Source organism: Legionella rowbothamii, from assembly GCF_900639985.1.
Taxonomy (GTDB): Bacteria; Pseudomonadota; Gammaproteobacteria; order Legionellales; family Legionellaceae; genus Legionella; species Legionella rowbothamii.
Map to the genome: position 1 here is coordinate 14971 of NZ_CAAAIM010000004.1, position 22741 is coordinate 37711.

The following is a 22741-nucleotide window of genomic DNA, read 5'->3' on the forward strand; positions in this document are numbered from 1 at the left end:
GAATGGCATTACCAATAGTTCTTAAATCTCCACCGTCTTATTAAACTCATCATTAGGCCCGGCAATAACCTGAGCTTCTTCAGTAGATTTTTTCCCATATAAGGAATAAGGCGAAATATGTCCCTGAGAAAAACGGGACATCTGTTTTTTAAATGTCGCAATGCGCGCCACAGATTCTGGAGTGTGCTCAAGAGAAGGCGCTTGCATTAATTCCAATAATAATTCGCGTGGTTGGTGGCATACGATCAACATATCGCATCCAGCATTTAGTGCGCGTTCGGCTCTAGTTTTTAGATTGCCAATATCGGCACCCTTCATACTTAAGCAATCGCTTAAGACCAACCCTTTAAATCCTAACCTAGTGCGCAGGATATCATGCAACCAGATCTTGGAAAAACCCGCGGGGTTATTTTTATCAATGGCTTCATAGGTTACATGGGCGGGCATAACCGCAGTTAATAAGCCTTTATCGATTAATTCACTAAAGGGCTTTAAATCGTTGTTTTCTAATTCTTCGATCGATGCGGAAGATGCAGGCATCGCAATATGTGAATCTGATACGATAGAACCATGGCCGGGAAAATGTTTTCCAACCGCAGGCATGCCTGCATCGTTCATGCCTTGAATAAAGGCACCTGCTAATTCGGCAACGGCATTTGGGTCGGTATGGAATGCTCTATCTAAACCGGTAATTACACGGCTGTTGCCTTCTAGATCTAAGACGGGGGCGAGGCTCAAATCTATATCATGGGCTAAAAGTTCTTGCGCCATGATTTTCCCATATTCTTGGGCATGGGCTACACCAACTTCCTGATGAAGATCATAAACTTTGCCATAGGAGCGGGCGGCAGGAATGGAGCTAAATCCTTGACGTTGAAACCTTTGAACATTGCCTCCCTCATGGTCAACTGCGATAAAAAGAGCGGGATTAGTACTTCTTATCTCAGCAATCAATTGTGCGAGTTGTTCCAGATTAATAAAATTACGGGTAAACAAAATTACGGCACCAACATTAGGGTGCGCTAAAAGTTCCCGTTCAATATTGGATAGTTCAGTTCCCTCTATATCAACCATGAATTGCGATGGCATAATGATGCTCCTCGTTTAACATAATACACGTCTTTGATGACGTAGTTTTCAGGTCTCAGACCCGATTATCGTTCGAATTAGCGCATGATTTTATCATAGATCGATATGGGATTAATATTTCTGAGTATCCTTGACTGGTAATCTTAAGTCGAGTTAGCTATCATCGCTTTCTTTGAATTATTTTTGACTAAATGAAAAGCTTTTCTTGCGAAGTGCTGTATCGGCATTCGGCCACCAAAGCCCGGGTCACCCGTGTTACTACTGCTCATGGTGAATTTATCACCCCTGTATTTATGCCTGTTGGTACTCGCGCAGGGGTGAATAATATGATGCCTGCAGAGTTACAAGAAGCTCATAGCCAAATTATTTTAGGTGGCAACACCTATCATATGCTGTGTGCTCCAGGCATGGACGTCATTGAAAAGGCTGGTGGAATGCATCCTTTTATGGGCTGGCATGGCCCTATGCTAACTGATAGCGGCGGTTTTCAAGTTTTTAGTTTGTCCAGAAATAAAGAAATTTGTACCATTGATGAAGAGGGGGCTCATTTTGTCTTGCCTGGTAAACAGGGAATAATCCATATGACTCCGGAAATGTCTTTAGAGACTCAGAAGATTATTGGTGCAGATATTATTATGGCTTTTGATCAATGTACTCCAGATAGCTGCACTAAAGATGAAGTGAGTCATATTATGACGCGCACGCATCGCTGGTTAAAACAATCAATTGATTATCATCAGCAATACCCTGAATCACGTTATGGCTACCAGCAAGCTTTATTTGGTATTATTCAGGGGGGCACGTTTAAGGATTTACGCCGTGAAAGTGCTGATTTTGTTTCATCTATGAATACTGATGGGCTTGCTATTGGTGGTGAGACTATTGGTTTTGACATGAACACAACGGTTGAAGTAATTCGTTGGGTACGCGATTATTTGCCTGAAAATAAACCGCGTTACACCATGGGGGTGGGTATGTCCCCCCAAGATCTTTTGGACGTAGTTGCAGAAGGGATCGATATGTTTGATTGTGTTGCGCCAACGCGTAACGCACGACATGGAGCTTTATATTGCGGTAAGTTAGTACAAGAAGGTAATTGGCTGCGTTTTGCCAGTGAGTATGAGAATGAACGTATTCAAATTAAGAAATCATGCTTTGCTGATGATATGTCACCGATTATGCCGGATTGTACGTGTTATACCTGTCGTAATTATTCACGCTCTTATTTACACCACTTAATAAAACAGAAGTCTAATCTTTTTACTGCCCTGGCGACGATTCACAATATCCATGTGATGCATGATGTTTGTGATAAAATGCGCGAGTTGGTAATTAATTCACAGGAGAAATAATGGTAGTTATTAGTACATCTAAAGGTGACATTCATCTTCAGTTAGATACAGAAAATACTCCAGTTACAGCAGAAAACTTTTTAAGTTATGTGCGTAGTGGATTTTACGATACCACAATTTTTCATCGCGTCATTTCAGGCTTTATGATTCAAGGCGGCGGACTTGATTCCAATATGGAACAAAAGCAAACGCAAAGTCCTATCAAGAATGAAGCAAAAAATGGCAAGCCGAACAAGCGTGGCACGATTGCTATGGCAAGAACGATGGACCCACATTCTGCTACAGCGCAGTTTTTCATTAATGTCGCAGATAACGCATTCTTAAACTACACTGCTGATTCAATGCAGGGTTTTGGTTATTGCGTATTTGGTGAGGTTGTTGAAGGCATGGACGTTGTCGATGCAATTGCTAAAGTAAAAACTGGACAAAACATGGGCCATGCAGATGTTCCAGTTGAAGAAGTAAGTATTCTTTCAGTTAAAGAAGTCGAGTAATTTTTCTTAATCGTTCCCAGAGCACGTTGATTTCGTCATTGCGAGGAACGACGTGATGAAGCAGCCCAGGAGTTCAATGTATGGAATCCTGCGTTGCTTCAATTGGTTCGCAATGACCGCCTTTTTTGCTTTTAAAGAGTTCGATATTTTTCGTAGCCTGTGAACGCTAGTGTCAAAACAAATTCTATTCACTTCTACGTTTCTTTATACTTTCCGAATAATCAAAAATGGGTATTTCAATATGGAAGAAAATAGCCAACAGTCGTGCAATGAAGATACTTATCAAGGTAATAATTACGCTGATGCTTTCCGCAACTTGGAAATAATCCAGAGTAATAAAGAGTAGTGCCCCGCCAATAGCGATGACCGCATACAATTCTTTTCTTAGAACAAGGGGAATGTCATTGCATAAAATATCGCGTAGCATGCCCCCGCAAATACCGGTGATTACACCACTAATTACCGCAATACTTGGGGATAATCCATGATTTAACGCTTTCTGAGTACCAATGATAACAAAGGTCGATAAGCCAAGCGCATCAAGGATTAAAAAGAGTTTCATTATTTTTATCAGTGAATGGGCAATAAAAATAGTGAGAAATGCGCATAAGGACGTGTATAATAGATACTCTGGATGAAGTACCCACGTCAATGGGTAAGTATTAAATAGCGAGTCTCTTACAGTGCCACCACCAAGTGCTGCAATGCATGCAATCAGCATGACGCCAAAAAAATCCATTTTTTTGCGGCCAGCAGCCAATGCACCTGTAACCGCTTCGACACAAATGCCCATGATGAAAAGGAAATGTAACAACATAAAACTCACTGCCTGCAAAAAGTCCAATGATAGCATTGTTGAGTCAATTGGCGGAAGAGATAAACGTGCGAATTCCTATCCAGAACTCACATTAAAAATGTATTTTTTATTTGGAGCGTATTCATGAAGATAGGTATGCCGTTTTTCCTAAATGAAATTGATACAGATACACGTAAAAAAATTCTTGAGCTTGATCATAAATTAAAAACTTTACGTGCCGAAGTAGAATTGAAATTAAATGAAGCAGAAGAAAGCCATTTGCCTCATCTGATGCGAGATATTGAGCAAGCTATTACAGCAATAACTCCTGTGGTTGCATTAGTTGTTGATGAATAGTAAGTCTAGCCTGGTTGCTCGCAACCAGGGCTTCATTTTGAATCTATTTCTCTATACGGAACCGTAGCCGGTATTAGCGCAGCGTAATACCTCAGTTATAATGAATACTAAACACTGGCGACTCATCCCTAATCGAGGCACTAGCATATTGGTTTTTACCCAAACGATATCGTTGCGCCAAAATTTTAATATTGGTTAATACTATAGCCGCTAAGATAATAATGATTAGGCTGGGAGAGCTTGGCATTTGGGTTTTGCGTGCTAAATAGTCGGAAAGCAGTGGCGGTACTCCTGCTGCCAGGCTTGCCGCAATTGAATAAACAATCGATAAGGCAGTACATCGTATTTGGAGCGGAAATAGCTCTGTGAGTAATACGGTAGCCACACTATAATAACAAGCGCAGGGAATCGAGATAAGCAGCTGCATTAAAATATAATAACCAGCGCTGCCGTAATTAATACCATACATAAATGGATATGCAAGCACCAATAAACCACTGCTGGCAAAGGTGAGCATTTTTAAACGATCTTGTTTATCAGAGAGCCAACCAAAAATTGGGATTAGTAGGGTGACTAAGGTTAGAGCTAAGGTATTTGACGTCATAATTAATGAACGAGAAAGATGTGCATATTGAATTGCGTGCAATGGAATATAGAGATAAAAAAAGAAGCCGGTGGTGACTGAAAGAAAACTGGAGAAAAATGCAAAATGGAACATAAAGGGATATTTTTTGATGTAGTTTAGCGATTGTTTGTAAATATCTCGTGTCGTGGGTTTTGCGCGATTCGCATAATAGACAATATATGCCAGACTTTCAGGCATCTTTGCGCGGATGGCAAAACCAATAATCGTTGTTAGCAAGGCAAATAAAAAGGGAATACGCCAGATATAGTCTATCTCTGGGTGAGCATCAGCTAAATAACGCATACCCTCAACAACCAGACATGCAAGTAAATAGCCTGCCTTTACACCAACCGAAGACCAACAGCCACGAAAACCGCGTTGCTGATTGTCACCACTTTCAACTAATAATGATGATGAATTCAAAAACTCAGAACCTAAAGCCATGCTTTGGATGATACGCAAGGTCAATAGTAAGCCTGCTGCGGCAAGGCCTATGTGTTGATATCCCGGAATAACACCGATTAAAGCAGTGGAAACCCCCATTATCAGGATCGATACCATAAGGACATTTTTACGCCCATATAAATCTGAAAATAAACCCAGGATGAATGCACCTAAGGGTTTAGCTAAATAAGCAATAAAAATTAAAGATAAAACAACGGTGAGGCTACCCTTATTATCGCCAATGAGGTAGCGAGACATTTCTGTCGCCATAAAATAACAAATAGACATGTCATAGGCTTCTACGACATTCCCCATAAGGCCGCCGAGGATTGATTTATTTTGGTGTTTCATAGTTCAACCTGTATGGGTAGGGATGAGGGTGAAGGAGCATAGGTATTTAAAAGGGGGATTAGATTGTTTGAACAATATTGCCCAATTTTATAAAAATCCTCATGTTGATTCGCAAATAGTTCACGGGTATGCGCACAGGATTTCCGGCTGGCTAAAGAATAGATAAGATATTCTTCGCCCATTTTTGCCGCCAGACTTAATCCTATCGGATAAGCATGTTTGATTTGTTTTACATAATACAGTTCATCATAACGGGTATAGTCATATAAGTTTTGCCAATAATCCTGTACACATAATTCAAACCATTGATGCCTATAACTTTTATCATAACGCCAAAGTGGACTATTAAATAAATTAAACTCCATCGCGGGTGTTGATGATAAGCTTAGTAGTTGATTGTTCTTGTTGATGCGAGCAAAGGCGATATGATCAATTTCATGTATCCCTAAAACGTCTCGGAACACAGCGGAGACTTTACTTCTAAATGCAAAAAGGGCTTCCAGTAACTCTGGATGACGCGTTACTTCATTACGACAATTTTCCATAAAACCATTCTTATTTCAATTTCCATGTGGCCGGCTAAAATGCTTCACAGAAGCTAAAGCCAGATCAATAATTCTTTTTGACTGCTCTTCATTAGCGTTGATTAAACTTACATCATTTATCAACTCCATCAAGAAGTCAGAGACCTCTTGTTCCATAAGTGGGCTATTATATAGATTTGCTGCCTTGGCGAAAATATAGTGAAGCAATGTTTTACTAATTGATACCTTTCCTTGCTCTAAACCGCGATCATCATGGGAGTCACCAAATAATAACCAGCCTGGCGAAACATGAAGTTTCGTAGCGATTTCAACCAGCTTTAAGGGCTCAGGTATGGATTCGCCACGAAGATATTTTCGACAAATTTGTAACGAATAGCCAGTTATTTCCGATAATTTATGAATGCAAACGCCAGATGTAGAGCGTTGTGAGTTAAAGCCTGCAGCGATCATGGCATCACGTAAGCGGTATGCAAATTGTTTTGTTAAATCAATTTTTTCCATGGGGCGTGCAATAACTTATAGAGTGGAAACTACACGGAATTGTAGCAAAGGCCGAGGCAACCTGCAAATGTTAGTATTAATTGGAAACTTTTGGTTTCGTTTCGAAATTAAATGTTGACATTCGAAACTTAAGCGTTATAATGGCTCTGAAATTTAGGGAAATATTTCAACAAAGTCCAAAATACATGGAAAAACATGGCACACCGATGGAACATAGTGCCATGAATAGTTCAACAAACAGGAGCAGTGGATTAACCATAGCGGTTAACCTCGCAAAACCCAAGGCTTGAATGATAGGAATCATTCAAGCCTTTTTTATTTACTAATTGAATAGAAATTTATTGGCTTTGCGTACTAAATGTCTTCTTCTTAATCAATTCTTAAGCTTCGCTGTTTTATACTAGGGCAATGCGAAAACTGAGCCTAGTTTTTATAATTAAAGCGAACTTTTGAGATTAAAAATGAGCAGAGCAAAATTAGAACAAGCAATTTATTATATTGGAGACAATACCGAATTGGCGACGGCAGCAAAGCTTCGAGAAAATTTAGCCCAACATGCCGGTAAGAATGTAAACCAGATTCCACTAGTTGAGTTCAATCCAAAAGTTCCCCAGGAAATGCCAAGCGAATTAATTTTACTAGCTCATAGTGATGATTCACGGCAGCACATTGGTGATAAAACACCAAAAGAATTAATTCAAGAGTTCGCGAAACAATTTCAAGGAAAAGATAAGACAAAACTTAAATCGTTAACCTTAGTTTCTTGTGAGGGTGGTTTTGGTGAACATCCCCTTGCTTTTGAGGTTGCCAAAGAATTGCATAAACAAGGTTTTACCCAAACTATTGTTAAAGCGGCTACTCATCCTCAAGGAAGTAAGGTTGGTGGGGTTGTTTCCGTAACTACCCATGCTGGAATTTCAATCCTTCATGGAAATGAGGACGGGAAGGTAAGCGCGGTAATGTACGGGAATCAAAAAACAGCTGATTACATACGCTGGAAAGAATTGGACCGCATGCGGGGTAGAGTAAAGAAGCCCCGTGAAGGCTGGACTGAGTCGTTAGAGCGTGAAATGAATAATCTAGCGGACAAGCATAGTAATTTTCGTGGTTTTGACGAAAGGCATCCCGATTATTGCGTAATCAAGTTGGTTAGTGATATTGAGGATCTAGATGCGCCTTATAATTGTTATACTAAAGAGGGTGCTCAAGCTAAGCTCGGCCTTGATGTAGCAATTGCTTTAGAATCTATACGAGTAAAAAGGAATGCGTATAGGCGCGTCGAAGACAGTAAGACCGTCGCCTTTATCGAGCGAGTTATACAAAAGCTATATGAAAATCCATCGATGACAAAAAATGAGATTTTGCAAACCCTCGCCCATAAGGACATTGTAAAGAATGCTAAGCGAGAGATTGTTTCTGACATTCGGGAAACGCTTACTCAGCAAATTGATATAAAACGTATGGCGATGGATCCTTCTGCACGTCCTTCCAAAGCGAATACGATTGCATCAAAAATTGAAGCAGATGAAGACTATTTAGCTCGCATCATTCAAAAAGATGGTATTTTCGACAAAATATGGCGCAGTATCTTTGGCGCAGATGAATTTACTCAAGGTATGCGTTTGCTTTTAAGACGTGTCAACGCTCAGACTCTTTTGGCAAAAGCAGATCGTGAAGACATAATAGGTCATATTGAAAGTCAAAAGGAAAAAGATTTTAAGAAACTTACGGTTACATCAGGTATCGATATAGGCTTCATTAATACGAAAAAAACAGTTAAGACTCCGCTTAACAATTTATATGATGCGCTAAAAATCTATTACGATAAGACAAACCCTACAATAAATGATTGGAAGCTGCTACTGGCTGCAAAGCTAGAGTATGACAAGAATCAGCCTAATAAAGATAAAAGTCAGGAATTAGAGAATTTGATTAAGCAGCTTGATGCTAATAATCAAAAATTTAACGATATAGGAACAGGTTTAAAAGAGATAAAAGGCCGAGTAAATGCCGCTATTCAAGCTTATTTGGATAGACATGATAAAGGTCCAGATACCGATGAACTGCATCAGCCTAAAGTGGCTGTGATGAAGGTAATGCAAGCCTATGTAAATGAACCTACTGAAACAAATTGGAAGGCACTTGAAAGGTCAACTGCAGATAATCCAGGTTGGGATAAGGGATGGCTGTCAAAAGTTAGGTTCTTAATGTCTGAGGTACAGTTGGCGCGTAAAGAACAGGAAGATGAAACGGAACGTCTTTCTCCTGGTTATCGGGTTTAAGTGGTAACGGGATTTAGCATCACGGTGCATCTCTATAGCAAGTTGATTGATGTTAAATCTAGGCTGGGCTTTTCAGCCCAGTCTATGCCCTTACTCTCTAATTTTTCCCGTGCATATTTATCTAGCTTGACGTTAGGCATCGAATTGGCTTTTATATACTCATACCCAACATGAGTATAAATTCGCGAGGAACGTTCAGCTCTATACTGCTTGGTTTGTGCCAGAATGTAAGTCCTACTTTGTTATTGTAGTGCTTTTTAGATTCTTCTTTTGGTGCAGTGATTTCTAGTTTGGGCGCATGCGCAGAATCAAGAGATTTGCTGCGTTGCCTTTTATGTCCTTTCTCTTCAACCACTAGTTCAGTTTTCCTCTTAGGAAGCTCGGCATCTGCAGAGTTTCTTCTGAGGGGGGTATGTTTTGCAGTTTCTTTTGCTAAGCTGTCATTTCGTTGTTGTAATTCAGCTTGCGCCTTATATTGCTCTTCAAGAATTGTATAAGTCGTTAGCAAATGGGAGGGTTGCTTTTTAATTTCAGTATTTTTTGTGGAAGAAAATTGCGCAAGAATTTCTTCTTTTTTCTTAATGTTCTCATAGCTCTCATGAGTGGTCTTGACATCGGCACTCGTCAAGTTTTTGCTTTCTCCCAAAGTTTCATTGAGAAACAATACATCTCTTGACAATAAAAAGCTTGGTCTAAGTACTCTAGGGTCGTTATTTTCTTGAATATGTTTTCTTAATTCTCTGAAATTCCCAATAGGGCATATATATGCTCCAAGAGTATTATAGGTGGTCTTGGAACTATCTGATAAGCCGATTAAATTTTTTAAATCAGTTTCTACGGTAGCCAAACGCAACATAATTAAAGTGAATGCTTCATAATTTTGGCATTGAGTAAGAAGGATGTTGGCAACCTCTACCCAGCGTTCGAAGGCATGCAATTGCGTAGCTCTTTTCTTATGCCCGAGTATATCCGCTTCGATGAACTTATCCATTATATTGTAACATTGAAAATAGTTTTGCATGTTGATGCTGCCACGGCTGATGTCAGAAAATCCAACCGGGTTTGCTATGTCGGTTACTTCTAGTTTTTGAAAGGCACTTCTTAATTGTATATCGAGCAAGTCTGCATAATCTTGTGCCAGGCGAGTTTCTACTTGTTGACAAAGATCGGTTTTTTCATTGCTGGTTGCAATAGCTTTTCGTACTTGCTTTTTAGAAATCTGCTTATCCCATTCTTGAGATGCGAGCGGGGTATCAATAAAGGAGTTATTTTGTTGGTACCAGTTTGAAAACCCGCGTAACGTTGAGTTTGTGCCTCTGAACCAATTTAAAATACTATTTATTGGATGAATTGCCATGATTATTATTCTTATAAGTTAGACAACAGACGATCACTATGTATTTTCTTTGTCAAAAAGTCAAATAGTTAATTGCAACAATACAGTAAATAATAGGTTGCTTTGCAATAAGCACTATTATATACTGCCTAACTATGCTTTATGCAGGTCTTTTTATAGGCACGTAGCTCAGTGGTAGAGCACCACCTTGACATGGTGGTGGTCGGTGGTTCGATCCCACTCGTGCCTACCAAATGTAACAGAATTCTTTTAAGTTATTAAGTGTAGAATATTTCACGCTTAGATTGTAGTTATTTTCAGATTATGTTAAGCCCTGCTCCGCAGGGTTTTTTTTTGAGATAAAGTGATCGACGGACATACGGATACTAACCATGCCAAACATTAAATTACCTGATGGAAGTGTAAAACATTTTGAAGCGCCTCTGACTGTTTATGATGTGGCACATAGTATTAGTCCTGGGTTGGCCAAAGCAGCGTTAGCTGGGCGTGTCGACTCACGTTTGGTTGATACTTCCTATCTTCTCGAGAATGACTGCTCTTTAGTTATTATCACTGAAAAACAAGACGATAGTCTGGAAGTTATTCGCCACTCTACGGCGCATTTATTGGCGCAAGCAGTTAAAAGTTTATTTCCTACAGCCCAGGTAACCATCGGTCCAGTGATTGAAGATGGCTTTTATTATGATTTCGCATTCCAGAGGCCATTTACGCCTGAAGATCTAGCGCAGATTGAAGCGAAAATGATGGAATTGGCTAAGGCCAATTATCCTGTGAGCCGCAGAGAGTTGCCACGTGATGAGGCAATTAGTTATTTTAAGAGTATTGGTGAGGAATATAAGGCAAAGATAATTGCTGACATTCCTGCAGATGAAGTGCTCTCCCTTTATAAACAAGGTGATTTTGAAGATTTATGCCGTGGGCCCCATGTGCCTTCGACCGCTTTCTTAAAAGCATTTAAATTAATGAAGGTTGCTGGAGCCTACTGGCGTGGTGACTCTAATAATGAAATGTTACAACGCATCTATGGTACGGCTTGGTCAGATAAAAAATCTTTAGCAGACTATCTCTTCCGTATTGAAGAAGCTGAAAAACGTGATCATCGTAAATTAGGTAAGAGCTTAGAGTTGTTCCATTTTCAAGATATCGCGCCTGGGATGGTTTTTTGGCATCCTAAAGGTTGGACTATTTATCAAGAGCTTGAGCGTTACATGCGTTCACGCTTAGTGGATTTTGGTTATCAAGAAATTAAGACGCCACAATTAGTCGACCGCGTTCTTTGGGAAAAATCAGGTCATTGGGCTAACTTTAGAGATGAAATGTTTGTTACGGAAACAGACAATCGTCACTATGCGGTCAAGCCAATGAACTGCCCTTGCCATGTGCAGGTGTATAACCAAGGCTTGAAAAGCTATAGAGATTTACCCTTGCGCTTATCTGAGTTTGGTAACTGTCATCGTTGCGAACCCTCAGGTTCATTACATGGCTTAATGCGAGTACGTAATATGGTGCAAGATGATGCCCATATTTTCTGTACAGAAGATCAGATTCAATCTGAAGTAGATATGATGTTGCAATTAGTGCAGTCAGTCTATGCTGATTTTGGTTTCCATGAAATTAAGTATCGTCTTGCGTTACGTCCCGAAAAACGGGTTGGTAGTGATGAGGTTTGGGATAAGGCTGAAGATGCTTTAAAACAAGCGATGAAAGACCGTAATATTGAATGGGTTGATGCTCCTGGCGAGGGCGCTTTTTATGGTCCAAAGATTGAATGCTCACTCTCTGATTGTTTAGGTCGAATCTGGCAGTGTGGAACTATTCAAGTTGATTTCTCCATGCCTGGCCGCTTAGAAGCAAGCTATATAGCAGAAGATGGTAGTAAGCAAACTCCAGTCATGGTGCATCGTGCAATTTTAGGTTCTTTTGAACGTTTTATGGGGATCCTGATTGAGCATTATGCGGGGAAATTGCCTTTATGGTTGTCTCCAGTACAGGTCGTTGTTTTAACAATTAGTGAAAAACAAAATGCATATGCTGAAAAAGTGACACAAATTTTACAAAAAAGAGGGGTTCGTGCCAACTTTGACTTGAGAAATGAGAAAATTGGTTTTAAAATTCGCGAACATACTTTACAAAAAGTTCCTTATCTCTTAGTGATCGGGGACAAAGAAGTCGAAGCAAACCAAGTTGCTGTGCGTACCCGTGAAGGTACGGACTTGGGAGTGATGACAATAGATACAATTTGTGATACCTTAATGCAAGAAATTGCCCATAAGGGATCAATATCCAATTAACAAGCTGGGGAGATTAAGCCATTAGTGCACCGACTAAGCGTGAAAGTGATCGCGCACGAATTAATGAACAGATCAATGTACCTGAGGTACGCTTAATTGATGTCGATGGTAATCAGGCAGGAATTGTATCAACACGTGAAGCCCTGCGTGCGGCCGAAGAAGGCGGCTTGGATTTGGTGGAAATATCCCCAACAGCCAAACCTCCTGTATGCCGTATTATGGATTATGGAAAGTTTCTCTTTGAACTGAGCAAAAAACAGGCTGAAGCTAGGAAAAAGCAAAAGCAAATTCAGGTTAAAGAGCTGAAATTCCGTCCTACGACGGAAGATGGAGATTATCAGGTCAAGCTACGCAACCTGATCCGTTTCCTCAACCATGGTGATAAGGTCAAAATCACACTACGTTTTCGTGGTCGTGAGATGGCGCACCAAGAACTTGGTATGAAGATTCTCGAGCGTATTCAACAGGATACTGCTGAAGTTGCTGTTGTTGAACAACATGCAAAACGCGAAGGAAGACAATTACTGATGGTATTATCGCCCAAAAAAACTAAGTAGCAGAACAAATGCGGAGTAATATGTTATGCCGAAGTTAAAATCACATCGTGGAGCGTCTAAACGCTTCATTAAAACAGCAAGTGGTCGAGTAAAACGCCGTGGCGCTTACAGAAACCATATTCTCACCAAAAAGTCTACAAAGCAAAAACGTCATTTACGCGTTGGTGCAAGTAGTTTGAAAGCATGCGATGCGCGTTTAGCAGAACGTATGTTGCACGGTAGTTAAGGGGAGAATAGAAAATGCCAAGAGTTAAACGTGGTGTGACTGCCAAAGCGCGTCATAAGAAAATAATGGCCCAAGCGAAAGGTTACTACGGTGCCCGTAGTCGTACCTATCGTGTTGCCAAACAAGCAGTGATTAAAGCGGGTCAGTATGCTTACCGTGATAGACGCCAGAAAAAACGTCAATTCCGTGCATTATGGATTACTCGTATTAACGCACAAGCTCGTGAATGTGGATTATCATACAGCCGTTTAATTGATGGTTTGAAAAAAGCATCAATTGATTTAGACAGAAAGGTTTTAGCTGATCTAGCGGTTCATGACAAAGTTGCATTTGCTGCTGTTGCTGAACAAGCAAAAGCTGCATTAGCAAAATAATGGTTTAGCTTAATTGTAATAACAGTTAGTTAGGCAATTAAAATGTATTTCTTAAGGAGGCTCAGGCCTCCTTTTTACTTGTGGGTATAATTATGCAGGATATCACCGCCATACAAGAACAGGCCGCAGACGCAATTAATCATGCGCAAGATGTTGCCGCTTTAGAGTTAATTCGCGTAGATTTTTTAGGTAAAAAAGGCCGATTAACTGAAATCCTAAAAGGATTAGCTCATTTATCTGCTGAAGAAAAGCCTAAAATGGGACAATTAGTCAATCAGGTAAAACGTGAAATTACCGCTCTGATTGAAGTAAAAATGTACGAGCTCAAAGAAAAGCAATTATTAGAAAAGCTTACTGCAGAGCAAGTTGACGTTACTCTTCCCGGTCGTAATAAAAACAGTGGTTCACTACATCCTGTAACCCAAGTAAAACATCGAATTAATGAATTTTTTAGCCGTTTAGGATTTGATATTGTTGATGGTCCTGAAATTGAGACTGAGTTTTATAATTTTGAAGCATTAAATATTCCTGGGCATCATCCCGCACGTGCAATGCACGATACCTTTTACTTCGGGGATGGTCGTCTCTTGCGAACACATACTTCACCGGTACAAATTCGGACAATGGAGCAACGTAAACCACCATTCCGTTTGATTGCCCCTGGGCGAGTTTACCGTTGTGACTCCGATTTAACACATACGCCAATGTTCCATCAGGTAGAAGGGTTGCTTATTGATAAGCAGGCTACTTTGGCTGGACTAAAAGGTTTGTTGCAAGACTTTTTTGCTCATTTCTTTGGACGCGAACTCGCATTAAGATTCAGACCCTCTTATTTTCCGTTTACTGAACCTTCTGCTGAAGTAGATATTGAATGTACCCAATGTAACGGTAAAGGGTGTCGTTCATGCAAGTTCACTGGTTGGTTAGAAGTATTAGGTTGCGGTATGGTGCATCCAAATGTTTTAAAAGCGGTCAATATTTCTCCCGACGAATATCAAGGTTGGGCATTTGGTATGGGTATGGATCGATTAGCCATGTTGTATTATGGAATCGATGACTTACGTATGATGTTTGAAAATGATTTTACTTTCTTAAGTCAATTCTAATTAGGTGGTAAGGACTATAAATGAAATTAAGTAAATTATGGTTACGTGAATGGGTTAATTTCTCATTAACAGAACAAGAGTTAGCCGATCAATTAACAATGGCAGGTCTGGAAGTCGATGCAGTAAGCCCTGTAGCTGGAGAGTTTACCCACGTAATCGTTGCTGAAGTTCTAAGTACTACGCCTCATCCTGATGCAGATAAATTAACTTTATGCGAAGTTAACATTAATACTGACACACCCTTACAAATTGTTTGTGGCGCATCGAATGTACGCGCTGGGCTAAAAGTTGCATTGGCAATGATTGGTGCTGTTTTGCCTGGTGGCTTCAAAATTAAAGAATCAAAGTTACGTGGTCAGCTATCTCAGGGGATGCTGTGTTCAGTAGCTGAACTGGGAATGGCAGAACAATCTGATGGCATTTTGGAGCTGGAACACGAAGCTCCAGTAGGTATGGATTTACGTGAATATTTAGCTTTAGATGATCATGTTTTTGATGTTGATTTAACTCCAAACCGTGCGGATTGCTTTAGTGTTTTAGGTATTGCTCGAGAGGTAGCTGTATTAAATAAATTACCGTTGCTCGAGAAACCCATTCCTGAAGTTGCTCCTAGCATTGATGACGTTTTGCCAGTGAGCTTACAAAATCCTGAGGCTTGCGCGCGTTATTGTGGTCGTATTATTCGTAATATTAGTCCTCATGCAAGTACTCCTGTATGGATGGGGGAACGTCTGCGTCGAGCTGGTATTCGCTCCTTGCATCCTGTTGTTGATATTATGAATTACGTTATGCTTGAACTTGGGCAGCCAATGCATGCCTTTGACCTGAGTACAATTAAAGGCGAAATTAATGTTCGTTTTAGTAATGAAAATGAACAATTGGAATTGCTCGATGGGCAAGAACTTAACTTCAATGAGAATGTATTAGTTATTGCCGATCAAGAAAAACCTTTAGCAATGGCAGGAGTTATGGGTGGGGCAAACAGTGCTGTGCAAGAGCACACAACTGATGTGTTTCTTGAAAGTGCATTCTTTAATCCCATTACTATTGCCGGTGTTGCTAGAAAGTTTGGCTTATTTAGTGATTCGTCACAGCGTTTTGAACGAGGGGTGGATCCCTATTTACAAAGAAGGGCATTAGAGCGTGCTACCGAGCTTATTCTGTCGATTGTGGGCGGAAAAGCAGGGCCGATAATTGAAGCGAATAATACCGCGCATATACCAGCTACAGTTAGCTTCTCTTTTGATACCGATAAAGTGCAACGATTAACAGGCCTTAATATTTCGCGCGAAGAAATGAAAAGCTTGCTACAGGGAATTGGTATCACTATTGTCAATGAGCACAGCACTTCGGTTCTTGATGTGACAGCCCCTTCCCACCGGTTTGATATTCAACAAGATGTTGATTTAGTAGAAGAAATTATTCGTCTTTATGGTTATGATAATTTAAAAGCAGAGCCGATGCAGGCTTCCGTACAAGCAGGAGCAACTTGTACTAATGAAGAAATTGCAACGCGTGTGGCGCATTGGTTTAGCGATAATGGATATAATGAGACCATCAGTTACAGCTTTGTGGATCCACAGTTGCAAGAAGCACTTTATCCACAATACCAAACCATGCAGTTATTAAATCCCATTTCATCTGAATTATCGCAAATGCGGGTGGGAATGTGGCCTGGTTTAATTGCTTCGATGATTCATAATATTCATCGCCAGCAACAGTCAGTAAAGTTTTTTGAAGTCGGCGTGGTTTTTGACATTAAGCAACAACAATTATCCGAGCGTCCTTGCGTTGCAGGACTTATGATGGGCTCACTCGGAGATGTAAACTGGAGTGAAAGGAGCCGTACCTTCGATTTTTTTGATTTAAAAGGTGATTTGCAGTCCTTGTTTGCCGCATTAAAATTAAACCGAGTTGAGTTTATTGCTGCATCACATTCTGCATTGCATCCCGGACAATCAGCGGAAATTATGGTGAATGGCGTATTTGCTGGATGGATAGGTGCATTGCATCCGCGCTTGATTGACGCTTTAGATTTACAAGACGATGTGTTTTTGTTTGAGTTAAATTTAGATGCACTCATAGGTCATGGTGCGCCCCGTTACCGACCCATTTCAAAATATCCCCAGATTCGTAGAGATTTGTCGTTTTTAGTGGATAAGCAAATTAGTGTGATGCAGATTGAGTCGGCAATTAGATCTATCATCAAAGAAAATTGGTTAAAAGCTTTTGATGTATTTGATGTGTATACTGGCCAAGGTATTCCAGATGGTAAGAAAAGTTTAGCTGTTGCAATGACGTTACAAGATGATGGTCGAACATTAGTTGACGCTGAGATCAATTCTTTAATCGGTGCTATAATCAAAGCGTTAGAAAATGAATTTTCAATCATATTGAGGGAATAATCGTGAATGCACTTAGCAAAGCAATAATGTCTGAAACCTTGTGTGATGAATTAAACATGTCCAAAACTGCTGCAAAAGAAATGGTCGAAAATTTCTTTGAAGTGTTAAGGCATGCACTGGAACATGGACATCATGTCAAGTTGTCAGGTTTTGGTAATTTTACCCTAAGGGATAAGCCACAAAGACCTGGTAGAAACCCTAAGACGGGTGAAGAAATACCGGTTGTTGCCCGCAGGGTAGTGACATTTAAATCAGGTTTGAAGTTGAAAACCAAAATTGAAGAAATAGGAAAATAGTTCGTTGACTTATTATTCGAAACATGTACTTTTATGCACTAACCAGAAGGCTGCAGGCAAACAATGCTGCGCTAACTCTGGTGGTGAAGAGTTTTTTACTTACATGAAATCACGCTTGGCGGAGCTGGGAATGCATGGCCCGGGGAAAATTCGTGTGAGTAAATCAGGTTGTCTTGGACGTTGTGATTTAGGGCCTTGTATTGTTATTTATCCTGAAGGTGTTTGGTATACCTATTCATCTTTTACCGATATTGACACAATCATTGATTCACATTTGATTTCTGGGATTATTGCCCAGAAATTAGCTATTGATCCTGAGCACGTATAACTGTGTAAGTGCTTACAAGGATTATTAAATACGGTCGTTGTTACTGTGCGCATTGACAACGAGATGTATGCGGACTTTGTGAATGCTTAATCCGCCAATTAAGAAAAACATCAGATGCTCGGCGGTAAAAGCCCAGCAGAGATACTTCGACGTAACCCTATTGCTGGGTTTCCCTGTCCTGCCTACACATGGGGGCTAATGTTATTTTCTTTAAATTGGCGTTATTATGTAAATGCATACATCATCTTGGTTCAGTAATTAAACAATTGTATTTTAGTTTCTTTAACTGAACAATATTTTTATAGTGGTTTTATCACCCAGAATTTGTTATATTTACGCGGATTTATTTATTTGTTTGTAAATTTTTATCCTTTTTACTTGTAGGATGTTTCTGTTTTGGTTAAAATCGCCCGTCCATGATAGAAGATTACTAATTTAGGCAGTTCGGAGTTCATTTAATGAAGACATTTAGTGCCAAAAGCCATGAAGTCAAACGTGACTGGTTCGTGGTTGATGCCAGCGATAAAGTTTTAGGTCGCTTAGCTACTGAGATTGCCCGTCGTTTACGCGGAAAACATAAAGCTGAGTATACCCCCCATGTTGATACTGGTGACTACATTATCGTCACAAATGCAGAAAAAGTTACTGTGACTGGTCGCAAATTTAAAGACAAGATGTATTACCGTCACACAGGTCACCCAGGTGGTATCAAATCAGATAGTTTTGAAAAATTACAGGCTAGAAATCCTGCTCGGATTATCGAATTAGCTGTAAAAGGTATGTTACCAAAAAATCCTTTGGGTCGTGAGATGTATCGTAAGCTGAAAGTATATGTTGGCAACGAGCATCCGCATACTGCACAACAACCCAAGCAACTTGATATTGAGGAATAAGTATTATGGCTGAAATGAAGCAATACTATGGCACTGGCCGTAGAAAAAGTTCAACAGCTCGCGTGTTTTTGCGCCCTGGTAAAGGTGAGATCACAGTTAATGGTCGCACTTTGAAAGAATATTTCTGCCGTGAAACTTCTTGCATGGTTGTGATGCAGCCACTAGAAACGGTTGATTTAGTTAACAAGTTTGATATCTACATTACTGTTGTTGGTGGTGGTGTTTCTGGCCAAGCTGGTGCAGTTCGTCTAGGTATCGCAAGAGCCTTAGTTGCTTATGATGAGCATGGTTTAGCAGAAGATGCAGAGCCAAGCCCAGATTCATATCGTCGAAAGCTTCGTGCTCGCGGCTTATTGACACGTGATTCACGTCGTGTTGAAAGAAAGAAAGTGGGTCTACACAAAGCACGTCGTGCTACTCAGTACTCCAAACGTTAATCGTTTATTGGACACAAAAAACCCCGCACCAGCGGGGTTTTTTATTGGTGTTTATAGAGTATATTACCATGGAATGTAGGCTGGGCTTCACTGCTCAGCATACTTTCGGATTAAACGTTATATCTTTTCTAATGTTTAGTTCCAGTTACCCTAACATCATTTTGAGGTGCTCTCATAATGAGTGAAATCACTAATCCAAATCAAAAAACAGATAATTCTGTAGATGAAGGCAGACGCCGTTTTTTACTAGGCACTACTTGTGTTTTAGGTGGTGTTGGCGCTTTATGTGCTTTAACACCACTCGTATCCTCTTGGTTACCAAGTGCAAAAGCACAAGCTGATGGTGCTCCTATTCAAGTTGATTTAAGTAAAATGGAGCCTGGTGAGCAAGCAGTTGTGGAATGGCGCGGTAAGCCGGTATGGATTATTCGCCGTACTCAAGAAATGATACAAAAGCTTAATGAAAATACAATGCAATTAAGAGACCCTCAATCCCTCACCGCCCAACAACCAGCCTATGCGCAAAATATACATCGCTCAATTAATCCTGAGTATTTAATACTAATTGGCATCTGTACCCATCTTGGTTGCTCGCCAAAATACAAGCCGACACTTGGGGAATTGGGTCCGGATTGGCCGGGGGGCTTCTTTTGTCCCTGTCATGGTTCTACATTTGATCTAGCCGGGCGAGTTTTTAAAAATGTACCTGCACCGATAAATATGGAAGTGCCTCCTTATTATTTTATTGATACGCACACTCTAGTAATTGGTGAGAATAGTAAAACCTAGCTCGTATTGTACGTGTGCATCGGACAACGAAATAACGTATTTTGAACGGATATTGTAATACAGGACTTTGTGCCACAATCCCGCGTATTACGACTTCGTTTAATACGGCTGTGTTAGTGATGACTTTAGAGAAAAATGAATGAAAAGATTATTTAAGTGGTTGGATGCGCGTTTCCCATTGGCGAGCACTTGGAAACAATATTTTAGCGAATATTATGTACCTAAGAATTTAAATTTCTTCTATTTTTTTGGTTCAATTGCACTGGTGGTCTTAGTAAATCAGTTTATTACTGGTTTATGGCTTACGATGTTTTACACGCCCAGCTCAGAGCAGGCTTTTGCTTCAGTAGAGTATATTATGCGTGACGTCAACTATGGTTGGTTGCTCCGCTATATGCATTCTACTGGTGCTTCCGCATTTTTTATTGTGATTTATTTACATCTATTTCGTGGTCTGCTTTATGGCTCTTATCAACGGCCCCGGGAATTAGTGTGGCTCTTGGGCATGCTATTGTATATTTTACTTTTAGCGGCAGCATTTTTAGGGTACTTGCTGCCTTGGGGGCAGATGTCCTATTGGGGGGCAGAGGTAATTACCTCATTGATCGGTGGTATTCCCTACATCGGGGACAGCCTCGAAATTTGGCTAAGGGGCGATTACTCCGTGACCAATGCAACGCTACAGCGCTTTTTTGCCTTGCATGTTATTGCCATACCACTACTTTTATTACTGCTGGCTTTTTTACATATCGTTGCGTTGCATCAGGTCGGTTCAAATAATCCAGAAGGTATAGACATTCAAAATAAATTGGATGAGAACGGAAATCCTACGGATAGCATCCCTTTCCATCCCTATTACCTTGTTAAGGACTTGGTTGGGGTGCTGTTCTTTTTGCTTCTCTTTTTTGCAGTAGTATTTTTTGCACCAGAAATGGGAGGCTACTTTTTAGAGCACAGTAATTTTGTTCCCGCCAATCCCATGGTGACTCCGGATCATATTGCTCCTATGTGGTACATGTCCCCGTTTTATGCCATTTTGCGCGCTATTCCTGATAAACTTTTGGGGATTATTGGCATGGGAGCTGCTGTTGGCATATTGTTCTTTTTACCTTGGTTAGATCGTAGCCCTGTGCGCTCTATGCGCTATAAAGGTTGTTTTTCACGTATTATGTTAATCGTTGGCGTTATGGCATTTTTAATTTTAGGGTATTTAGGCACCATTCCGGTAAATCCTCCGCGTTTACTTATCGCGCGCATTTGTGCCGTTCTTTATTTTTCATACTTTATTTTTATGCCCCTTTATACGCGCTTGGAAGCCACACGCCCTGTTCCGTTTCGGCTAGGGGATTAATTATGCTAAAACAAAGAGCACTTCTAGCAGGGATCTTGGGATGCTTATGGACTCCCATATTGGGGGCTGAATCTTTAGTAATTGATAAGCCTAGTTTGCAGCGTGGAGCCAAGCTATTTATGAATTATTGTTCTGGCTGCCATTCATTAAAATATTTGCGTTACAACCACATGGCGGAAGGTTTAGGCCTTGTTGGTTTCGATGGACGTGTTGATGAGGATTTACTCACAAATAATCTTATTTTTACTGAAGCCGCGGTGAATGATCCCATCCGCATCGCTTTACCTCCAGAAGATGCCAAGCAATGGTTTGGCGTTGTACCCCCAGATTTATCTTTAGTCGCGAGAGAAAAGGGGGCTGATTGGTTAGTTACCTACTTAAAAAGTTTTTATACGGATAATTCCAGGCCTTTTGGGGTAAACAATTTATTGGTACCGGGGGTCTCTATGCCGAATATCTTAGAGCCCTTAACGGGAGAAATGATCTTAGTGCGAGGCACTCAGGGGCATGCGGCTCATTTGTCATTGGTTAAAGAGGGGGAGGTATCTTCCACTCAACTTGATAATCTATTGCAGGATTTAGTTAGCTTTCTTGTTTATGTTGGTGAGCCTACCCAAGGGGCTCGTCATCAACTAGGGTACTTTGTGTTAGCGTTTTTAATGGTATTTTTATTGGTTGCACTCGGCTTGAAACGCATATATTGGCAAAAAATATCATAGTTTAGATAACAAAGTAACCCAAAAGGTTAAAAATATGGTAAAATATCACGTTTGTACTGTAGGGTAGGGATTTGAGTAATAGCTCAGTAATTCCTTCGAGAGTTATTACCCCTCGGTGCTTTACCGATTTTCATGAAATGATAGGAGTTGCTAATGGCAATTGTTGCAAAGCGCACTATAATGTCTTTATTTTCTGATATTGATGATGTGTATAGTCATCAGGTTCGTATCGTTTTGGCGGAGAAAGGAGTGAATGTTGAAATTCTACCTGCCAAGCAAAATGAACCCAGTGCTGATCTTTTAGCTCTGAACCCTTACGGCACAGTGCCAACTCTGATTGATAGAGAGCTTGTACTGTATGAACCACGCATTATTATGGAATATTTAGATGAGCGTTTTCCTCATCCACCATTATTGCCCGTCTATCCGGTTGCACGTGCAGAAACACGCAAAATGATGCATCGTATTGAGCATGATTGGTATTACTTAATGAATCAAATTTTAAGAGATACTAATGTTGACGCGGCAAGAGCAAACTTATTTGAAAGTTTAACTAGCTTAGATCCAGTTTTTGCTGACAAGCCTTATTTCCTAAGCGATGAGTTTTCGTTGTTGGATTGTGCTTTAGCTCCTTTATTATGGCGTTTGCCTCGTTTAGGTATTGAGATTGGGCAGGAGCATAAAGGATTAATTGCATACATGCAGCGCTTGTTTAAACGTGAGTCGTTTCAAGTTAGCTTAACTGATGCTGAGCGACAATTAAGAGCGGCATAAAC

The 22741-nt window shown here is 40.3% G+C and carries 24 protein-coding genes and 1 tRNA gene; 19 read left to right on the top strand and 6 right to left on the bottom strand.

Annotated features, from left to right (window positions below; all coding sequences use genetic code 11):
* Window positions 1–21 precede the first annotated feature (21 nt).
* The gene (nagZ, locus tag E1P08_RS08180; protein ID WP_133136548.1) at window positions 22–1089 is read right to left on the bottom strand and encodes a beta-N-acetylhexosaminidase; all 1068 of its coding nucleotides are present in this window, start codon (window positions 1087–1089) and stop codon (window positions 22–24) included.
* Window positions 1090–1280: 191 nt separating this feature from the next.
* Between nagZ and tgt the strand changes: the two genes are divergently transcribed.
* Both tgt and E1P08_RS08190 read left to right on the top strand, forming a co-directional pair.
* On the top strand, window positions 1281–2441 hold the full coding sequence (tgt, locus tag E1P08_RS08185) for a tRNA guanosine(34) transglycosylase Tgt (RefSeq protein WP_133136549.1): 1161 nt from the start codon (window positions 1281–1283) through the stop codon (window positions 2439–2441).
* Window positions 2441–2935, top strand: coding sequence for a peptidylprolyl isomerase (locus E1P08_RS08190; protein WP_133136550.1), 495 nt, complete (start codon window positions 2441–2443; stop codon window positions 2933–2935). The genes tgt and E1P08_RS08190 overlap by 1 nt, the downstream gene beginning before the upstream one ends.
* Before the next feature lie 184 nt (window positions 2936–3119).
* On the opposite strand, the gene E1P08_RS08195 is transcribed toward E1P08_RS08190, so the two are convergent.
* The gene (locus E1P08_RS08195; RefSeq protein WP_133136771.1) at window positions 3120–3752 is read right to left on the bottom strand and encodes a trimeric intracellular cation channel family protein; all 633 of its coding nucleotides are present in this window, start codon (window positions 3750–3752) and stop codon (window positions 3120–3122) included.
* Window positions 3753–3875: 123 nt separating this feature from the next.
* On the opposite strand from E1P08_RS08195, the gene E1P08_RS08200 reads away from it, so the two are divergent.
* On the top strand, window positions 3876–4088 hold the full coding sequence (locus tag E1P08_RS08200; protein WP_133136551.1) for a hypothetical protein: 213 nt from the start codon (window positions 3876–3878) through the stop codon (window positions 4086–4088).
* A gap of 91 nt (window positions 4089–4179) precedes the next feature.
* Here the strand turns inward: E1P08_RS08200 and E1P08_RS08205 are convergent, their stop codons facing one another.
* From E1P08_RS08205 to E1P08_RS08215, 3 genes are read right to left on the bottom strand one after another with little or no spacing between them, the layout of a single operon-like run.
* The gene (locus E1P08_RS08205) at window positions 4180–5508 is read right to left on the bottom strand and encodes an MFS transporter (protein ID WP_133136552.1); all 1329 of its coding nucleotides are present in this window, start codon (window positions 5506–5508) and stop codon (window positions 4180–4182) included.
* Window positions 5505–6053 carry a hypothetical protein gene (locus E1P08_RS08210; protein ID WP_133136553.1) on the bottom strand — a complete coding sequence of 183 codons (549 nt, stop codon included), beginning with the start codon at window positions 6051–6053 and terminating at the stop codon, window positions 5505–5507. The genes E1P08_RS08205 and E1P08_RS08210 overlap by 4 nt, the downstream gene beginning before the upstream one ends.
* A gap of 15 nt (window positions 6054–6068) precedes the next feature.
* Window positions 6069–6554 carry a helix-turn-helix domain-containing protein gene (locus E1P08_RS08215; RefSeq protein ID WP_133136554.1) on the bottom strand — a complete coding sequence of 162 codons (486 nt, stop codon included), beginning with the start codon at window positions 6552–6554 and terminating at the stop codon, window positions 6069–6071.
* Window positions 6555–7015: 461 nt separating this feature from the next.
* Here E1P08_RS08215 and E1P08_RS08220 point away from each other — a divergent pair, with 461 nt between their 5' ends.
* Entirely contained in the window at window positions 7016–8836 is a 1821-nt protein-coding gene (locus E1P08_RS08220) for a hypothetical protein (RefSeq protein ID WP_133136555.1), read from the top strand.
* A 151-nt stretch (window positions 8837–8987) separates the two neighbouring features.
* Here E1P08_RS08220 and E1P08_RS08225 read toward each other — a convergent pair whose 3' ends face one another.
* The gene (locus E1P08_RS08225) at window positions 8988–10193 is read right to left on the bottom strand and encodes a RasGEF domain-containing protein (RefSeq protein WP_133136556.1); all 1206 of its coding nucleotides are present in this window, start codon (window positions 10191–10193) and stop codon (window positions 8988–8990) included.
* A 157-nt stretch (window positions 10194–10350) separates the two neighbouring features.
* On the opposite strand from E1P08_RS08225, the gene E1P08_RS08230 reads away from it, so the two are divergent.
* The 15 genes from E1P08_RS08230 to sspA all read left to right on the top strand — a co-directional run bounded on the left by E1P08_RS08230 (window position 10351) and on the right by sspA (window position 22739).
* Window positions 10351–10425: transfer RNA gene (locus E1P08_RS08230), tRNA-Val, on the top strand.
* Between the two features lie 139 nt (window positions 10426–10564).
* On the top strand, window positions 10565–12484 hold the full coding sequence (gene thrS / locus E1P08_RS08235) for a threonine--tRNA ligase (protein WP_133136557.1): 1920 nt from the start codon (window positions 10565–10567) through the stop codon (window positions 12482–12484).
* Between the two features lie 20 nt (window positions 12485–12504).
* Window positions 12505–13041, top strand: coding sequence for a translation initiation factor IF-3 (gene infC, locus E1P08_RS08240; protein ID WP_133136558.1), 537 nt, complete (start codon window positions 12505–12507; stop codon window positions 13039–13041).
* Between the two features lie 25 nt (window positions 13042–13066).
* Complete coding sequence (rpmI, locus tag E1P08_RS08245; RefSeq protein WP_058533302.1) at window positions 13067–13267, top strand: 50S ribosomal protein L35; 201 nt, start codon at window positions 13067–13069, stop codon at window positions 13265–13267.
* Window positions 13268–13281: 14 nt separating this feature from the next.
* Window positions 13282–13641, top strand: coding sequence for a 50S ribosomal protein L20 (rplT, locus tag E1P08_RS08250; RefSeq protein WP_133136559.1), 360 nt, complete (start codon window positions 13282–13284; stop codon window positions 13639–13641).
* Between the two features lie 92 nt (window positions 13642–13733).
* A complete protein-coding gene (pheS, locus tag E1P08_RS08255; RefSeq protein ID WP_133136560.1) occupies window positions 13734–14747 on the top strand; it encodes a phenylalanine--tRNA ligase subunit alpha in 1014 nt (337 codons plus the stop codon).
* Between the two features lie 20 nt (window positions 14748–14767).
* Window positions 14768–17152 (top strand): phenylalanine--tRNA ligase subunit beta, encoded by a 2385-nt coding sequence (gene pheT, locus E1P08_RS08260; RefSeq protein ID WP_133136561.1) that lies wholly within the window; start codon window positions 14768–14770, stop codon window positions 17150–17152.
* A 2-nt stretch (window positions 17153–17154) separates the two neighbouring features.
* The gene (locus E1P08_RS08265) at window positions 17155–17448 is read left to right on the top strand and encodes an integration host factor subunit alpha (RefSeq protein WP_165485130.1); all 294 of its coding nucleotides are present in this window, start codon (window positions 17155–17157) and stop codon (window positions 17446–17448) included.
* Between the two features lie 4 nt (window positions 17449–17452).
* Entirely contained in the window at window positions 17453–17776 is a 324-nt protein-coding gene (locus E1P08_RS08270; RefSeq protein ID WP_133136563.1) for a (2Fe-2S) ferredoxin domain-containing protein, read from the top strand.
* Window positions 17777–18234: 458 nt separating this feature from the next.
* A complete protein-coding gene (gene rplM, locus E1P08_RS08275) occupies window positions 18235–18669 on the top strand; it encodes a 50S ribosomal protein L13 (protein WP_133136564.1) in 435 nt (144 codons plus the stop codon).
* Window positions 18670–18674: 5 nt separating this feature from the next.
* A complete protein-coding gene (gene rpsI / locus E1P08_RS08280; protein ID WP_133136565.1) occupies window positions 18675–19106 on the top strand; it encodes a 30S ribosomal protein S9 in 432 nt (143 codons plus the stop codon).
* Window positions 19107–19283: 177 nt separating this feature from the next.
* Window positions 19284–19895, top strand: coding sequence for a ubiquinol-cytochrome c reductase iron-sulfur subunit (gene petA, locus E1P08_RS08285; RefSeq protein WP_207387348.1), 612 nt, complete (start codon window positions 19284–19286; stop codon window positions 19893–19895).
* 139 nt (window positions 19896–20034) lie between these two features.
* The gene (locus E1P08_RS08290; RefSeq protein WP_133136567.1) at window positions 20035–21246 is read left to right on the top strand and encodes a cytochrome b; all 1212 of its coding nucleotides are present in this window, start codon (window positions 20035–20037) and stop codon (window positions 21244–21246) included.
* Between the two features lie 2 nt (window positions 21247–21248).
* A complete protein-coding gene (locus E1P08_RS08295; RefSeq protein ID WP_133136568.1) occupies window positions 21249–21965 on the top strand; it encodes a cytochrome c1 in 717 nt (238 codons plus the stop codon).
* Between the two features lie 153 nt (window positions 21966–22118).
* On the top strand, window positions 22119–22739 hold the full coding sequence (sspA, locus tag E1P08_RS08300) for a stringent starvation protein SspA (protein ID WP_133136569.1): 621 nt from the start codon (window positions 22119–22121) through the stop codon (window positions 22737–22739).
* Window positions 22740–22741 lie beyond the last annotated feature (2 nt).

Coding starts and splice junctions, on each gene's coding strand:
- nagZ (WP_133136548.1), bottom strand. CDS start 1,089: ATGCCATCGCAATTCATGGTTGATATAGAGGGAACTGAACTATCCAAT.
- tgt (WP_133136549.1), top strand. CDS start 1,281: ATGAAAAGCTTTTCTTGCGAAGTGCTGTATCGGCATTCGGCCACCAAA.
- E1P08_RS08190 (WP_133136550.1), top strand. CDS start 2,441: ATGGTAGTTATTAGTACATCTAAAGGTGACATTCATCTTCAGTTAGAT.
- E1P08_RS08195 (WP_133136771.1), bottom strand. CDS start 3,752: ATGTTGTTACATTTCCTTTTCATCATGGGCATTTGTGTCGAAGCGGTT.
- E1P08_RS08200 (WP_133136551.1), top strand. CDS start 3,876: ATGAAGATAGGTATGCCGTTTTTCCTAAATGAAATTGATACAGATACA.
- E1P08_RS08205 (WP_133136552.1), bottom strand. CDS start 5,508: ATGAAACACCAAAATAAATCAATCCTCGGCGGCCTTATGGGGAATGTC.
- E1P08_RS08210 (WP_133136553.1), bottom strand. CDS start 6,053: ATGGAAAATTGTCGTAATGAAGTAACGCGTCATCCAGAGTTACTGGAA.
- E1P08_RS08215 (WP_133136554.1), bottom strand. CDS start 6,554: ATGGAAAAAATTGATTTAACAAAACAATTTGCATACCGCTTACGTGAT.
- E1P08_RS08220 (WP_133136555.1), top strand. CDS start 7,016: ATGAGCAGAGCAAAATTAGAACAAGCAATTTATTATATTGGAGACAAT.
- E1P08_RS08225 (WP_133136556.1), bottom strand. CDS start 10,193: ATGGCAATTCATCCAATAAATAGTATTTTAAATTGGTTCAGAGGCACA.
- thrS (WP_133136557.1), top strand. CDS start 10,565: ATGCCAAACATTAAATTACCTGATGGAAGTGTAAAACATTTTGAAGCG.
- rpmI (WP_058533302.1), top strand. CDS start 13,067: ATGCCGAAGTTAAAATCACATCGTGGAGCGTCTAAACGCTTCATTAAA.
- rplT (WP_133136559.1), top strand. CDS start 13,282: ATGCCAAGAGTTAAACGTGGTGTGACTGCCAAAGCGCGTCATAAGAAA.
- pheS (WP_133136560.1), top strand. CDS start 13,734: ATGCAGGATATCACCGCCATACAAGAACAGGCCGCAGACGCAATTAAT.
- pheT (WP_133136561.1), top strand. CDS start 14,768: ATGAAATTAAGTAAATTATGGTTACGTGAATGGGTTAATTTCTCATTA.
- rplM (WP_133136564.1), top strand. CDS start 18,235: ATGAAGACATTTAGTGCCAAAAGCCATGAAGTCAAACGTGACTGGTTC.
- rpsI (WP_133136565.1), top strand. CDS start 18,675: ATGGCTGAAATGAAGCAATACTATGGCACTGGCCGTAGAAAAAGTTCA.
- petA (WP_207387348.1), top strand. CDS start 19,284: ATGAGTGAAATCACTAATCCAAATCAAAAAACAGATAATTCTGTAGAT.
- E1P08_RS08290 (WP_133136567.1), top strand. CDS start 20,035: ATGAAAAGATTATTTAAGTGGTTGGATGCGCGTTTCCCATTGGCGAGC.
- E1P08_RS08295 (WP_133136568.1), top strand. CDS start 21,249: ATGCTAAAACAAAGAGCACTTCTAGCAGGGATCTTGGGATGCTTATGG.
- sspA (WP_133136569.1), top strand. CDS start 22,119: ATGGCAATTGTTGCAAAGCGCACTATAATGTCTTTATTTTCTGATATT.